8 protein-coding genes are annotated in these 15,456 nt (G+C 44.4%); 6 read left to right on the top strand and 2 right to left on the bottom strand.

What is annotated here, in order from left to right; all coding sequences use genetic code 11:
- Positions 1 to 568: 568 nt before the first annotated feature.
- Both ACK8OT_RS09285 and ACK8OT_RS09280 read left to right on the top strand, forming a co-directional pair.
- Positions 569 to 2,053: a DUF3360 family protein gene (locus tag ACK8OT_RS09285; protein ID WP_410196230.1), complete on the top strand. Its 1,485-nt coding sequence runs from the start codon at positions 569 to 571 to the stop codon at positions 2,051 to 2,053.
- Between the two features lie 281 nt (positions 2,054 to 2,334).
- Entirely contained in the window at positions 2,335 to 3,630 is a 1,296-nt protein-coding gene (locus tag ACK8OT_RS09280) for an HD-GYP domain-containing protein (protein WP_410196229.1), read from the top strand.
- Positions 3,631 to 3,670: 40 nt separating this feature from the next.
- Here ACK8OT_RS09280 and ACK8OT_RS09275 read toward each other — a convergent pair whose 3' ends face one another.
- Positions 3,671 to 7,468: a DUF2339 domain-containing protein gene (locus ACK8OT_RS09275; RefSeq protein WP_410196228.1), complete on the bottom strand. Its 3,798-nt coding sequence runs from the start codon at positions 7,466 to 7,468 to the stop codon at positions 3,671 to 3,673.
- A gap of 908 nt (positions 7,469 to 8,376) precedes the next feature.
- Between ACK8OT_RS09275 and ettA the strand changes: the two genes are divergently transcribed.
- The 3 genes from ettA to ACK8OT_RS09260 all read left to right on the top strand — a co-directional run bounded on the left by ettA (position 8,377) and on the right by ACK8OT_RS09260 (position 12,640).
- A complete protein-coding gene (gene ettA / locus ACK8OT_RS09270; protein ID WP_410196227.1) occupies positions 8,377 to 10,041 on the top strand; it encodes an energy-dependent translational throttle protein EttA in 1,665 nt (554 codons plus the stop codon).
- 173 nt (positions 10,042 to 10,214) lie between these two features.
- Entirely contained in the window at positions 10,215 to 10,580 is a 366-nt protein-coding gene (locus ACK8OT_RS09265) for a PilZ domain-containing protein (protein ID WP_410196226.1), read from the top strand.
- A 173-nt stretch (positions 10,581 to 10,753) separates the two neighbouring features.
- Positions 10,754 to 12,640, top strand: coding sequence for a cation:proton antiporter domain-containing protein (locus ACK8OT_RS09260; RefSeq protein ID WP_410196225.1), 1,887 nt, complete (start codon positions 10,754 to 10,756; stop codon positions 12,638 to 12,640).
- 200 nt (positions 12,641 to 12,840) lie between these two features.
- Here the strand turns inward: ACK8OT_RS09260 and ACK8OT_RS09255 are convergent, their stop codons facing one another.
- Complete coding sequence (locus tag ACK8OT_RS09255; RefSeq protein WP_410196224.1) at positions 12,841 to 14,853, bottom strand: methyl-accepting chemotaxis protein; 2,013 nt, start codon at positions 14,851 to 14,853, stop codon at positions 12,841 to 12,843.
- A gap of 356 nt (positions 14,854 to 15,209) precedes the next feature.
- Between ACK8OT_RS09255 and ACK8OT_RS09250 the strand changes: the two genes are divergently transcribed.
- On the top strand, positions 15,210 to 15,456 hold a 247-nt coding region (locus ACK8OT_RS09250), incomplete at its 3' end, for a thiol-disulfide oxidoreductase DCC family protein (protein WP_410196223.1).

Below are 15,456 nucleotides of genomic sequence, written 5' to 3'. Positions count from 1 at the left end.
GCCGACTTAGCTGCATCCGCTCGCTTAAACTAGATCTATTCAAAAACACCCGCTATGAATCAAAGGTCGCTTTTGGGGTATTACTTTTGCTCCCTGCCACCAAGCTGTACAAAAACAAACCACCTAAAGATGTTGCTCAGTTTCAGTTGACTGAGATAAAGATCTCATAATTCATAATTGGTACAACAAAATAATCTGCCCCTCAGAAAAACCCAAAAAACCCTAGCCAATACATAAACTTTTAATCTATATCCTTTAACAGCAAACAGTTAGCAAAAAAATAGGGGGGATATAGAAAGTTCAAAAAAGCCATTTTGATAAACCATTTAATAACAATAGTATAACAAGTGCACACCCGAGCAAAATATTGAACTGTAAAACAACAAAAATACAGTGTATAAAGCCGTTAAAAATATCAAACGCTTATATCGCTCATAAGAAAAATAAATACATGAATCTGATTTAGATCAGTAAACCCAATAGCAAAGCCATTTTAAATGCACCCCAAAGGATGTCCGTCAAACGGATACAAGACGCTTTAATTTTTTAGGGATAATAGAGGGAAGATATGAACTCACCAAATAATCCAACTGAATCAAAACCACCAGCAGAGCAAAGTAACTATCAGCAAAAACACAAGCCTGCCAGTGAGTTTAACAGCCGCAATGAATATCTAGAGCACGAGCTCGAGATCATGGAGCTAAAGCGCTGGAAGCTAAATTTACCTGGTCGTGATTACCGCATCGAAGTGGAAGACTGGGTTCCCGCCTTTGCTGCCACCATTGGTAAAATCGTAATGGTAACAGCCATGGTGGCCGCTTTTGCCGCACAATTTAATTTGTCACCCGAGTTCATTGTTGAAAACGTACGCTACGAGTTACTTATCGCCGGCGTACTGTTTGTGGTTTTATTTTCTGCCTTAATTAACCCGCTTACCAACTTGGCCGGTACTCATGGCCCCATGATCCCGCTGATTCCCTTGATTGCTGCGGCCGGAGGCCATCCGCTCGCCTTAGGTATCATGGTAGGTGTGTTTGGTTTACTCCTTAGTGCCAGTAAAGGCGGCTCTAAACTCGTTACCTTAACCGGTGAAGGGGTTCGCGGCGGCTTGTTAATTTACTTAGGTGCCATGGGGCTAGTGGGTCAAATCAAGAAATTTGATGAATGGTCTGTCAATATCGACCAAGAGCCCGTGTTCTTTGTGGTTATCTTCGCCACTATCGTGATTTACGCTTACCTTGCAAAAGTAGAAAAGCGTTGGTTAGCTATTCCGCTTTGTTCGGCCTTAGCCGGTATCATAGCTTACGCTATGGGCACGCCATTTAGCTTTGTTACCGAGCCAGGTCTACCTAACATGAGCCCATTCTATTGGTGGGGTGAAGACACAGGTTGGCAAATGGGTTGGCCAGAGCTGCATCACTATATTGCGGTTATTCCATTCGCTATCTTAGCCGTCGCCATGTGGTCACCAGATTTCCTTGGTCATCGCGTATTCCAAGAGCTGAACTACCCACGTAAAGCCAACAAGGTACTGATGAACGTGGATGACACCATGGCGGTATGTTCGGTGCGCCAAATTGTTGGTGCCGGTCTTGGTGGGGGTAACTTAGCGTCTTCTTGGGGTACTTACATGATCCCAGCAGCGATTGCTAAGCGCCCAATCCCAGGCGGTGCGGTACTAACTGGCTTAGTGTGTGTGCTTGCCTCTATCATCGGCTACCCAATGGATCTTGCAATGTGGGAGCCAGTACTGCGCGTAGCACTACTTGTAGGCGTATTCTTGCCTTTACTTGAAGCGGGTATGCAAATGGTTCGCAGCGCACAAAACTCACAAAGTGCGGGTATCTGTATGTTCTCATGTGCACTGGTTAACCCAGTGTTTGGTTGGGCGCTAGCTATGTTGCTAGATAACTTAGGTCTAACCGGTGACAAAGAGCGTGCAGAGTCACTTTCTTGGACCGATAAACTAACGATTCCATTGATCACCTTCATTATCTGTGTAGGTTCATTGGCACTTGTTGGTCAATTACCAGGTTTCCCTGCGCTATTGTAATCACGCTATTTTTACCAAGCCTAGGATCAGCTAGGCTTGGTATTTTGCTAAAACAACGAGTTGAAATGCCCCCCTCAAAGTGCCACACGCAAAATAATTAATCGTTTTTACCCAGCTAAATTAATAAATCTATTTTTAAACAAGTAGATAATAAAACCCACACAAATTACCGTCCATTTAATCCAGTCACTGCAATTGACAAATCAATAAAAAGCAAAAAATTGAGCTAATCTAAAATATAGGTCTCCAAAAATACTCAACGTTAGCTGGTGGAGAAGAAGATGAAGGTCCTTACTGAGAATCAAGATCAGGCTTTTTCTATTGATTTAAAGCACGCACTGATTTGGATCGCGCGAGCGCTAGATTATGTTGGCATAGATGATAATCATCATGGCCATCGTGTTGCCTATATTGCCTATGAAATCGCCAAACAATTAGGCTGGGACCAACAAAAACAAGAATTTTGTTTTATGGCTGGGTTACTACATGATTGCGGCGTCTCACAATCTGAAGAGCATATTGCTCTAGTTAGTAAGATGACACCGGATAATAGCCAACGTCATTGCGTAGCGGGTTACCAAGCTCTAAATAGATGCCATCTACTCACTCGATTTGCCAATATCGTGCTATTTCATCACACTCATTGGGCAGACCTAATCCATACTGACCTCCCCCCCTACGATAAAGACATTAGCGCGATTATCTTTCTTGCTGACCGACTAGACTTCATCCGAGCTCGTTATCTAAATAAACAAAATAGTAACCTCATCACATTACACAAACAGGCAATAAGTGAAGAGCTTCAGCAACAAAAAGGCAGTTTATTCAATCCAGACTTTGTTGATGCACTCGTTAAGCAAGTTGCTAAAGATGGTTTTTGGTATTCCATGGAATCGGAGCACATAGAAAGTCTCCCCCTTTCATTTACCCATCTTGATTGGCTAAAAATGAACTTATCCCTTGACGCTTTAACCGAACTCGGCCGCTTTATTGCTGGTATCGTTGATGCCAAAAGCCCCTTTACCTATCAGCATTCACTCAGGGTTGCTGACCTAGTACGATTTCTTGGTGCCAGAATGCAACTACCTCATAAGATTTGCCGAATGCTTTATGTCGCGGGGTTAGTTCATGACATAGGTAAGCTTCGCACACCCGATGCGATCTTACACAAGCCAGGCAAGCTCACCAATGAAGAATATGCCCATATGAAAAAGCACGCGGTGGATACAGAAATTGCTTTGCATATGGTGTTCCCTAACTCGAAGATAGGAGAATGGGCCTCAAGCCACCATGAAAGATTAGATGGCAGTGGATATCCGTATAATAAAACCGCTAACGAACTGGATTTACCTTCACGAATTATTGCCATTGCCGATATATTTCAATCACTTTCACAGGACAGACCCTATCGCGGAATAATGAGTCAACAAGAAATTATCGCCATTATGCAACCTATGGTAGATCAGCACCGGCTAGATCCAGATGTCTACGCTTGCCTTATCAAGCACCTAAACGAATGCTATTTCATCTCGACATCACAAGCTAACATCGAAGAACTAACGACCACAGCCGTCTAAAAAATCAGTCACATTGATGCGGTCGAATATTTCAATTTGGCTAGGCTTCAGTTTTTAGGTCCGGCACTGGCTTAACAATAGACACCTGAGCTAACTGTTTATTCCTTTGTTTAAGATAAAAGTAAGAGACCAGCAGCAATACCGCGCCGATAGCCATAAATGCCACAACTTTTTGCACCAAAGCAAAACCGGCCATGTCCCAAAATATCACTTTGATCAAAACAAGCGCATACAAGGCACTGGCCAATCTGATTAAACGCTGTTTTCTCACCTGTAAACTCAACATCATCAGCCAGCTACCATGTGCTACCAAAGCCACTGAGCTTAATGGCGCAAACACCTCAGGACCCAAGCTGTAACCGGTTAATAAATAAGCGGCCATAAAGAGCCCATGCCAAAGTAGCAATAAGCCTAGATAATATGCCGATAGCGCACGTTTAATCGGGGTGTAAAATAGCAGCCAACCTAGGCCAAGTAATGCAATGCCATCAAATAGGGCGAATAATAGAACGTCGCGCTGTTCATAATGTAATGCTAAGGCGTGCAAGCCCATTAAGCTAAGCGTAGCCATCACCACACAAGCGAGAGCCAGTCGCCAACTTGGACGAATAGCCCCTTGCAGTGGCCAGCGATTTAAATCATTCCACCAGCAAGCAAAAGCCACCAGCACAGCGGGCGCGAACCAATCGGTGAAATAATAGGTCAAGGCTAACCCGGCAATAGCCATAAAATAAGGCTTCACCGGATAGGCCATGGCTAATGGTTTAAAGCGCGTCAGGTAGCGTTGACGGCTTGGGTAAACATAGCTATACGCCATTATCGCAACTAAACCTATCCCTAACCCCAGCACGCCATTAAAATCTTCACTTAAGATAAGGTATAAATTGAATCCGCTCGCCAGCATCAGCAACATCATGGCCAAAGAGCGCAATAAAACATGGCGGATCGGCACATGCAAGGCCAAGGCAAACGCAGCGCAGCCCCATAGACTAAACCAAAGCGCGTCAGGAAACTTAGTGGCAACATAAACACAAATGGCCACCAGCAAAGAGAAATAATACGGAACGCTTTTTCTTAACAAGGTGAGAGGTTGGTGTTTAAACAGCCAACCGCGCCACTGGGTTAAACGAATTCGCAATGCGCTAAACACAACCAAACCTATGCCTAAGGACAACCAACCTTGAGGTACTTCGGCAAATAAGCTGATCACCATGGCGATGTTGGCCAAGCAAACCAGCGCCAGTAATTGATAACGGAACCAAACATGCGCCAGCCAAGCATGCAAAGCAAACACCACCAGTGCACAGCCCCAAATAGAGATAGCTAGGTAATACGGCCAGCGCCATAAGAAACAAAGCAGCGCCGCCACCACGACAGAGAAATAGACCGGCGTCAGTTTGAGTAATACAGACAACGGTGCTAACGCACGTAAACGCGCTCGGCAACGAGCGACATTCAGTTCAATCGCCGCGAACATGGCGCAGCCAAGCAGTAAAGCAAGCCAGCCTTGCCAAATGCCAACGACCACAGCCTGCGAAAAGGACAGCAATAGCGCCACAACAAGCAGTAGCAAGGCTTCAATGCGCAGTATTTTTACCTTGCGCCAATAATCTAAGGTCAACGCAATGGCCACGCTTAACCATGCAGCCAGTGACACCCAATCCAGAGCCACCTTACCCACTTTAATCGTAACGTAAGCCGGAATCGCCAAGTAAACAAGTAAGTTCATCCCTCTTGCAACAGGCAATAAGGCAGAGCTTGGCAAATAACGACAATAAACGCGATAAGTTAACCACATTAGGGCAAATACACCCACACGCGCCAGTTGCCCTAATAAATCTTGCTCAACAAAGCGCCAGCTTTGTGCCTGCTGGACACTGGTTAGGATCTGAATGAATAAAGGTAAGTAGGCCAACCAAGACAATATCTCGGTAACAGGTAAGGCTTGACGCGTAGTACGCCACAGCAATAAGGGAGCCACAAATAGGGAAGCCACCAAGACATAGGATGGCTGCCAAATATAACAACTGAAATAAACAAATAACGCCAACAGCAGCGAGAGCAATTCGGCAAGTCCTTGCGTCACGCCCCGCTCGGCTTTGCCAAAGTCAGTACCGACCAAATCAACATAATGATGCAGTAACCGCTCACAGCCACGTACTATCGCCAAGGTGATAGCAAAGCTCAACCAAGGCGCACTCACCCCAAATGCAGCTAAAGTAAACAAAGGCGCCGCCGCTTCGCTGGGTATCAGTAATAAATTGATACAAGTGTAAGCGGTGCTAAGCAAACCAATCACTAACAGCACATAAGCTTCACCACGAACAGCCAAGTAACCATGGCGTAACCCTAACCAAAGTAACAAGGCCCCTTCAAGTGACCAAATAACCCCTTGAAATTCAGTCGAAACCAAAATGGTGGCTGCGAACCCTGCGAGCACACCCGCAAACACTAAACACAGGTGTTTCACCTCATTCTGCTTGCGCCAATAAGCGAACAAACCAAGGAATAACAAGCTATTGAGGGCTAATACTTTGCCTCCCCAATTATCCAGTTGCAGCATGGCCAAGATAAAAAAGGCCAATTGCGCCACGGGTATAGCCAGCAAATGTTGATCAAATTTTAGCTTACGCAATTTCACTATGCCCGTAAGGGTATAGAGTAAAAACAGTAAGTTAATAGACAATAAAACTAACAAGGTGCGCCAAACATCAAGCTGCGCATGAAAATCAATCAACAGAATAAAGGCTTCAACACTGGCGATATGGGTCATGCTCGCCAAAGTAAGCAGACCATGCCAACGCAACAGCTGACAAACTCGCCAAGCAAACACGGCCTGCAATAAAATATAAGGCAGATAAAGGGTTGGATAGTTCTGCTCAACTCCAAATACTAAGGGAGAAAACGCACCGCCGAGCAAAGCAATCACGGCAACGATTTCTGTTTCCAGTTTTTGCGCAAAACCATAACCGACCAAGGTCACCGCGGCTAACCAAATCAGTGATGATAAGGGGTTAAGCAGCCCAAGATCAGGGCCGGCAAAATAGGCACATAAATAATTTAAAATGATGGCCAGACCAACGAGTCCCGAGCCATATTCAGACATATCCGGTTTCTTTTTATAGACCCATAAGCCCGCCGCCAGAATGGAGTTGGCAAATAACACAGAGACCGCAATACGCATGCCATCACTAAAGACATGGTGCCATGAATATTGCAGCAAGTAGCCAAACCCTAAGGTTAATGCCGCAATTCCCGCCAAGGTCATTAAAAACACAGGACCAAGACCGCGCTGCTGATAATGGGTGTAGAAGCCCTTTAACTGCCGAGATACCTTAGCAATTGGCCCTAACAAGGCATCGAGCCACTCATTACTGGCTTGCTCAAGGGCATTTTTTTGCATTTTTTGTGGCAAAGACTCAGTAGCCTTGGCGCTCGTTTGCTGCAAAGTGACAGACGTGCTTGGTTGAGCCGCCGCTGAATGAACCACTTTTGGCTTTTGTGCTGGTTGTTCAGCTTCTTGTATCGGTGATTTTTCTGCTGTGAGTGAACGAGTAATCGGCGCCGCTGGAGGTGTGATGTTTGTTGCTGGTTCAACAAGTGCAGTATCACCTACCACAGGCATACTCGGCGCTTGTGCCACAGAGCGCAATGGCGGCGTTTCAACCGCGACTTCCATTGACGTCGTGGTGACATTGGGCTCAAGGTTGGCCTTGGCCATTTCGCTTTTAATCTCGGCAAGCTGACCTTCTGCTTGGTCAATGCGTACCGCTAAATCAATTTGATGATGCCGCAATACTTGCAGCTCGTTTTCCAACGCGGTAATTAAATGCTTCAATGCTCACCTTACTTTAATAACAGGTATTTGCTGGCCTATCGAACTGTTTTGCCACCTGTTAAATCAGAACAAACTCGGGACAGATAATAACTAGTAAATAAACAAAACATCAATCTGGTTATGCCAAAACCCTGCGCTAAATCGATGAATTTCAATGGGTCAAGGAGACTTAAGGATTAGGTTATCTATTTAGCCTCAATTCTGGTTAATGGAGCCAGCCAATAAATATTGTATGAATAAGTAGCAAAACTTCGTTTTCAGGGATGAAAACGCAGAGCGTATAGGGACATATTCACCGCGTTTTTGCGGATTATTCATACGATATAGCTTATCCAAAGCTCAGGTTATTTATTCATATACCAGTGATTGCTACTAGCCAATTTGACGTTCGCCTCTTTGCTAAAGCGTATACCTGATTGCTTTTTAGTTCTGGATCATACCTATACCCAAGTTACTTCAAGATGCTTGTTCAGCGAGAATTTGTAGGCCTTGGCCGTAGGTCGTTAGGCGCGACGCTGCTTTGAGACATAGTGATTCACGGTTGTTAAACTACGTTGAAAATCAGCAACAAAGCATAACAGCCTACAAAACTCGCCCTTTGGGAGCCGCTCATTATGTCCATTTTGTCGTTAAAAAGCCTCGAAAGGGAATGCCATTCCTTCGTCTTTTTGCCTCAAACTGAACAGAATGAGCGGCTCTGAATCCTACATCTTGAAGTGTCTTGGGTATATGATGATTGCACCCACCTCGAAACAAAGTAGAATAACGCCATCATCGCTTTTGATTAGCCGTTGCGGCGAACAAATAAGCAAAGCCGACATGCTTTACTGCCATTTGCAATGACGTGCACTATCATTTAGCCGATACTTTTTGACTCGTTTTTAACGGTATATTTAAAGGACATTTTAATGGCGCAATTTATTTACACCATGAACCGCGTGAGCAAGGTCGTACCGCCTAAGCGTACGATTTTGAAAGACATTTCTTTAAGTTTCTTCCCCGGCGCTAAGATTGGCGTATTGGGTTTAAACGGTGCGGGTAAATCAACCTTACTGCGTATCATGGCTGGCGTTGATACGGAAATTGAAGGTGAAGCGCGCCCTATGCCGGGCATCAAGGTTGGCTACTTACCCCAAGAGCCAAAGCTAGATTTAGAAAAATCAGTGCGCGAAGTGGTAGAAGAAGCCGTAGCCGAAGTAAAAAATGCACTGGTTCGTCTTGATGAAGTGTACAACGAATATGCTCTTGAAGATGCCGATTTTGACGCCCTAGCCAAAGAGCAAGGTGAGTTAGAAGCCATTATCCAAGCACATGACGGCCATAACCTAGACAACCAACTTGAGCGTGCTGCCGATGCGCTACGTTTGCCCGAGTGGGATGCTAAAATCAAACACCTATCGGGTGGTGAGCGCCGTCGTGTAGCGATTTGTCGCTTGCTACTTGAAAAGCCAGACATGCTGTTATTAGACGAACCAACCAACCACTTGGATGCAGAATCCGTGGCTTGGCTTGAGCGTTTCTTACACGATTACGAAGGCACTGTAGTGGCCATTACCCATGACCGTTACTTCCTTGATAACGTAGCTGGCTGGATCTTAGAGCTTGACCGTGGTGAAGGTATTCCATGGGAAGGTAACTACTCTTCTTGGCTTGAGCAAAAAGATGCGCGTCTGCAACAAGAAGCGTCACAAGAAAAAGCTCGTAAGAAGTCGATTGAAAAAGAATTGGAATGGGTTCGCTCAAATGCCAAGGGTCGCCAATCGAAAAGTAAAGCACGTATGGCACGCTTTGAAGAGCTTAACAACCAAGACTACGCCAAACGTAACGAAACCAATGAACTGTTTATCCCAACAGGGCAACGTTTGGGTGACCAAGTTATTGAAGTTAGCAACCTTAAGAAATCATTCAACGATCGCGTGCTGATTGATGATCTGTCTTTTGCCATTCCAAAAGGCGCGATTGTCGGTATTATCGGCCCCAACGGTGCGGGTAAATCGACCTTATTCAAGATGATCTCTGGCCAAGAGCAGCCCGACTCAGGTGAAATTAAAATTGGTGAAACGGTGCAATTATCGAGCGTGGATCAGTTCCGTGATGCCATGGACGACAGCAAAACCGTGTTCCAAGAAGTCACCGGTGGCGGTGATATGATGCAGGTAGGTAATATCCAAATTCCTAGCCGCGCCTATGTCAGCCGTTTTAACTTTAAGGGCACCGACCAACAAAAACGTGTTGGCGAGCTATCAGGTGGTGAGCGCGGCCGCTTACATTTAGCTAAGCTGCTACAAACAGGCGGTAACGTGCTGTTACTGGATGAACCAACCAACGATCTGGATATCGAAACCCTACGTGCATTAGAAGATGCGCTATTAGAGTTTGCCGGTTGTGCCATGGTTATTTCCCATGACCGTTGGTTCCTTGACCGTATCGCTACCCACATTATCGACTACCGCGATGAGGGCCAAGTGAACTTCTACGAGGGTAACTACACCGAATACGAAGCTTGGTTGAAGAAAACCTATGGCGCGGCGGCGGCAGAGCCACACCGCATCAAGTACAAGCGAATTTCTTAATCGCTCTAAACGCCCTGCTCTGCAGGGCGTTTTTCTTGGTAAAGTCGCACAATCATCACATCTTAGTTATGCTTAAAAACAGAGTAAGTGATCTCTAATCAAAAACGCGCTAATCTGCCGTTTGTGCCAACGGCAATCGCCATTGAGGTCAATTTAACGACAGGAAATATAGCATGTCTGAACGTAGAAAATTTTCCCGCGTGGTCTATGAAGCCAGCGCATCTCTTGAACTAGGTGAGCAACATTGGCCAACGCAATTATTGGATTTATCCCTTAAAGGTGCTTTAGTTAAGACGCCTGCATCTTGGAGCGGTCAAACAGGTGAAGAATATGTGTTAAATTTCACTTTAGGTGAGAGCAACATAGAGCTAAGCATGAAGGTCATTCTTTGTCATCAGCAAGCCGATCACCTTGGCCTAAAAACCACCAGCATAGACATAGAAAGTGCCACCCACTTGAAACGACTGGTTGAGCTCAATATGGGCGACAATGAATTACTGCACCGAGAGTTAGAGCAACTCGTTAGCCAAGCCGAGTAATATTGAGGCTCTAAATTGACCAATGGAGACTTAACTTAGTCTCCCCCCTCTTGGCTTTTTTCCTGTTATTTATCTTTTCTAATCACAGCACTGCCATAAATGATCTCCATTTGAGTAGCTATACTGTTACATTGTAAATCGTTAATTTTTCATTAAAAACGTAAGGATACGTTATGGACGAAAACATAACAGGCATGCTAGCACTGATCGGCGTACTGTCGTTACTATGCCAATGGGTTGGCTGGCGCTTGCGTTTACCTGCTATTTTACCGCTGCTTTTGTGTGGTTTACTGCTTGGTCCTGGTTTAGATATTCTCAAACCCGATGAGTTGTTTGGTGAGCTTCTATTCCCGATCATTTCTCTTGGTGTAGCGGTGATCTTGTTTGAAGGTGCCCTCACCCTCAATTTTAAAGAAATTCGAGAGCATGGCCGAATGGTCACGCATTTAGTGTCCATTGGCATGTTGATCACTTGGGCTTGTGTTACCCCAGCCGCTTATTACCTACTCGGTTTTGATTGGCCTATCGCCTTGTTATTTGGCGCATTAGTCGTGGTAACAGGGCCAACCGTGATCGTACCCATGCTGCGCTCGGTCAAACCGAAATCCAATCTGGCCAGTATTCTTCGCTGGGAGGGAATCATCATTGACCCGATTGGCGCGCTATTAGCGGTACTCGTGTTTGAATTTATTACCGTAACTGCAGATCCAACAACCTATATACTTACCTCATTAAGCCTTACGCTACTGGTCGGCCTTGGTTTAGGTTGCTTAGGCGGATATGGAATAGGGCTAGCTATTCGTAAAAACTTGTTTCCTCATTATCTTCGCAATACCGCGGTACTGACCATCATGCTGGGCATTTTTGTTGCCTCTAACTCACTGCAGGAAGAATCGGGGCTACTTACTGTTACCGTGATGGGGATCTGGCTTGCCAACATGCGCGGCGTTGATATTGAAGATATTCTCGAGTTTAAAGAAACCCTCACCGTGCTGCTGATTTCTGCTCTGTTTATTCTTTTGGCCGCTCGCCTTGATTCGCAGGCCATGCTCAGCCTTGGTTGGTCTGGTATTGGTGTATTAATGGTGGTGATGTTGATTGCTCGGCCACTCAGTGTTTGGATCTCTGGTATTGGAACCAGTCTCAGCCAAGCCGATAAGTGGTTTTTAAGCTGGCTTGCGCCTCGAGGTATCGTTGCTGCGGCCATTTCCTCTCTATTTGCTATCAAGTTAGAGCAGCTCAATATTAAAGGCTCTGAAATGATAGTCCCCTTGGTATTTTTGATCATCATAGGCACAGTGATAATACAAAGCTTAACTGCAGGTAGTTGGGCTAAGTTTTTAGGGGTTAAAGCCGGCTCACCACAAGGCCTGTTGATGTTTGGTGCATCCAAATTTTCCCGCGAGCTGGCGGTTATTTTGCAGTCAAAACAAATTCCGGTGCTATTGGCCGATACCAACTACGACAGTATACGCTTAGCTCGAATGCAAAACTTACCCGTCTATTTTGGTAATCCGGCCTCTGAGCACGCCAGTAATTATTTAGACATGAGCGGCATAGGACGCGTTTTGGTCATGTCCCCTTATCGCCAGTTAAACCCTTTAGTTAGTTTTCATTATCAAGATCTACTGGGAAAAGATAAGGTCTATGGCTTAAATAATCCCGAAAATAGCAGTGCAAGACATCAATTATCGGAATCCTATTTGAAGCGCTTATGCCTATTTGGTGAAAATGTGACCTATGGCAAAATAGCCAGCTTAATGGCGCAAGGAGCAACGCTGAAGCTGACCAGTATTACCGATAGCTTTACCTTCGAACATTTCAAAAAGCGCTATGGCGACACGGCAATACCGTTAGTCTATCTTACGAAACAAAACAAGCTGAAGGTGATTTCGGCAACAGAAAATAACCAACTGCCCAATGGCGTTGAACTGATTAGTTTGCTGCCACTGGATGCCCAAGAGCACGCCATTTTGCAAAGGGCGAAGGAAGAAGCTGCAGAGCGAGAAGCTAAACCGGCAGTCAATTCAGAAGGAAAAGCAAATCCTAATAACATTTGAGCAATAAAAGGGCGCCTAAGCCCAACCAATTAGACAGCTCAAACAGCTAAACGCTAAGTTGCTAAATATTGAGTGGTTAGATGCTGAGGTGTTAGATGCTAAGGGGACATTCATGAGGCGGGTTGAGGCAATGGCAATGTAAAACAGGAAACAAGCCAAAGCTTGTTTCCTGTTTCGGTAAAACTAGATCACAGTGAGAATTACAATTTAAACTTGGCAACCAAGCCTTCTAGTTGAGTTACCTTATCGCTTAAACGGCCAGAAGCTTCGTTGGCATTACCCGCTAATGAAACCGTCTCAGCGGCCACATCACTGATAAAGACAATATCCGAAGCTATTTCTCGCGTTGCTGCACTTTGCTCTTCTGTTGCTGCGGCGATGGAGTGGATCATACTGTTTACATTTTTGGCGTTTTCGACAATAGATTTAAGGGCTTCTCCCGCCTCTTCGGTAAGCTTAACCCCATGATTAACAAGCTCAGTACCCTCATCCATGCGCGCAACCGCTTTATTCGTTTCACTTTGCGTTGCATTGATAGACTCAGCGACTTGTTTCGTCGCCTTAGCAGTACGCTCCGCAAGGCCTCGCACCTCATCAGCCACCACCGAGAAACCTCGACCAAACTCTCCCGCCCGAGCCGCCTCAATGGCGGCATTTAACGCAAGTAAATTAGTTTGCTCTGCGATATCGGTGATCACTTTAATTATTTGACCTATTTCTTCACCGCGTTTACCTAACTCATCCACCGCAGCGGCAGATTCATTAACCACGGTAGACACTTTTTGAATGCTGGTCACCGTTTGCTGCATGATATTGCCGCCATTATCGGCTTGATCTCCTGCTTGCTGCGCCAATGTGGCTGCCATTGAAGATTGCTCTGCGACCTCATTAACCGTTGCGGTCATTTGTTCAACTGCGGTCGCTATTAACTGAGCTTTATGAGCTTGGTCTTGACTACCTTGGCTTACCTGACGGCTGACACTTTCAAGGGCATCGGATTCATTTGCCACTTGACCCGCCACCGTACTGATTTCGGCAATCAAGGTTTTTAGCGATGTTTGCATTTCATCTATCGAACGCGCCAACATGCCTAACTCATCACCTGATGTATCCACACTAACGGGGCTGGATAAATCACCGGCTGCAATTAATTTTGCTTTTTCCATTACTAGATTGACTCGAGAAGTAATGCGGTTTGATAAATACCAAGCAATAAAGAAACCGAGTACAACAGCCACAACAGTAATGATGATTAGCTTGGTCATCATGGCTGTTAATTTCTCATTTAAGGTTGTCAATGCAAGAGAAGCATCAGCTCGCTCTTCTACCGAAGAGCTATCAAGGATTGCCTCCATTTTGTCAAACACTTGCTTTTCAAGATCATCTACTGTTTTTAAGGCATTTATTTTAGATTGAGGATCGTAATTTTTAAAAATATCGGCCGCAGTTTTTGTAATCTCATCAAAATATTTTTGAATCAAGGCAAGGTTTTGTAATTCTTGTGGTTTTTGCTCTAAAGGTTTAATGAGCTCAAGATAATAGGCAAACGATGCTCGATCTTTTTCAAAGTCGTCTTTCCGACTCGTATCCCCCGCCACGTATTTGATAATGGACGACAGCATATCACCAGCTTCATCAACCATCTCGAGATAATAGCGTACGCCAGGTAAGTCATCATTAAGTGATTCTTGCAGGTCGACACTTTTTAACGCATCGTTGAATTCTTCATCTTTTAACTTGTCGAGTAACTCTTCTAAGGCCTTACCTGTAGTTGCCTCTAACTCATTAATGGCTCGATAAGCTTTTTGCTCTTGCTCTGGTTTGTACTTAGCAAAGATTTCCGCTCGAACCACGCTGGCATACTGCTCAGACAAGGATTCGAGTAAGGCCATTTTATCTCGATCTGATTGTTTGCCAGACTCTAATGGCACGAGTTGTTTAAAAAAACCTTTAAATTCTTGATAATTATCTTCAAAGGCTTGCGATTCTTCAAACTCCCCATTTAAGTACTCTAATACATTGGTTTGCATATCGCCCATCTCATCCAAGACTTGCATATACAACATGGCACCAGGTACATCATCACTCTCTACCTCGGAAGAAATATTAATAATTTCTTTTTGCTGGCTATAAACCAACATCGAAAACAGTATCAAGATGGCTAACACTAAGCCAAATGCCAAATACAGTGAATGTGCTAATTTCAGCTTCATATTAACCTCAAATTAATATTTGGGAAGTAACAACCCCCTTAGTTTTCCATTTACAGTTACACGGATGAACCAAGATGTATTTTTAAAGGTTAGTTTGAATTAGTAAAAAAGGAAAAAAAACGAGAAATGAACCTATTCTATTGAAATAAAAAAACTTACCTAAGTGAAATCAATTAAATCGACATTGACATAACAATTTTTATTTAATCAAATCAATCTTTTTTTGGTAATTAATCGTACAGATTAATTAAGTATCGAATTAGCCTAATTAAAACGACCTTCACTCATAATTTATTTGTGACATTTTATTCACAATTAAATAAGAACACATAAAGCATCAATATTCTGAGGGCAAAATGAACAATCAATTCAACCAAAGTACAGAGCTAACAATTTACTATGATGGCTTATGCCCACTTTGTAAAAATGAAATGCGCCAGATTAAAAAACGGGACAAACTCAACCAGATTGCATTAGTCGATATTAATCAAATCGACTTCGAGAGCCGCTATCCCCATATCAACAGATCGAAAGCAAATGATATATTGCACGCAGAGGATCGAGAAGGTCGAATTCACCTTGGCTTGGATGTGACGCATTTAG

The sequence above is a fragment of the Motilimonas thetidivivens genome (assembly GCF_046452435.1).
Lineage (GTDB): Bacteria > Pseudomonadota > Gammaproteobacteria > Enterobacterales > CBDFNC01 > Motilimonas.
This window is presented reverse-complemented; position numbering and strand designations above follow the sequence as displayed.

Coding starts and splice junctions, on each gene's coding strand:
- ACK8OT_RS09285 (WP_410196230.1), top strand. CDS start 569: ATGAACTCACCAAATAATCCAACTGAATCAAAACCACCAGCAGAGCAA.
- ACK8OT_RS09280 (WP_410196229.1), top strand. CDS start 2,335: ATGAAGGTCCTTACTGAGAATCAAGATCAGGCTTTTTCTATTGATTTA.
- ettA (WP_410196227.1), top strand. CDS start 8,377: ATGGCGCAATTTATTTACACCATGAACCGCGTGAGCAAGGTCGTACCG.
- ACK8OT_RS09265 (WP_410196226.1), top strand. CDS start 10,215: ATGTCTGAACGTAGAAAATTTTCCCGCGTGGTCTATGAAGCCAGCGCA.
- ACK8OT_RS09260 (WP_410196225.1), top strand. CDS start 10,754: ATGGACGAAAACATAACAGGCATGCTAGCACTGATCGGCGTACTGTCG.
- ACK8OT_RS09255 (WP_410196224.1), bottom strand. CDS start 14,853: ATGAAGCTGAAATTAGCACATTCACTGTATTTGGCATTTGGCTTAGTG.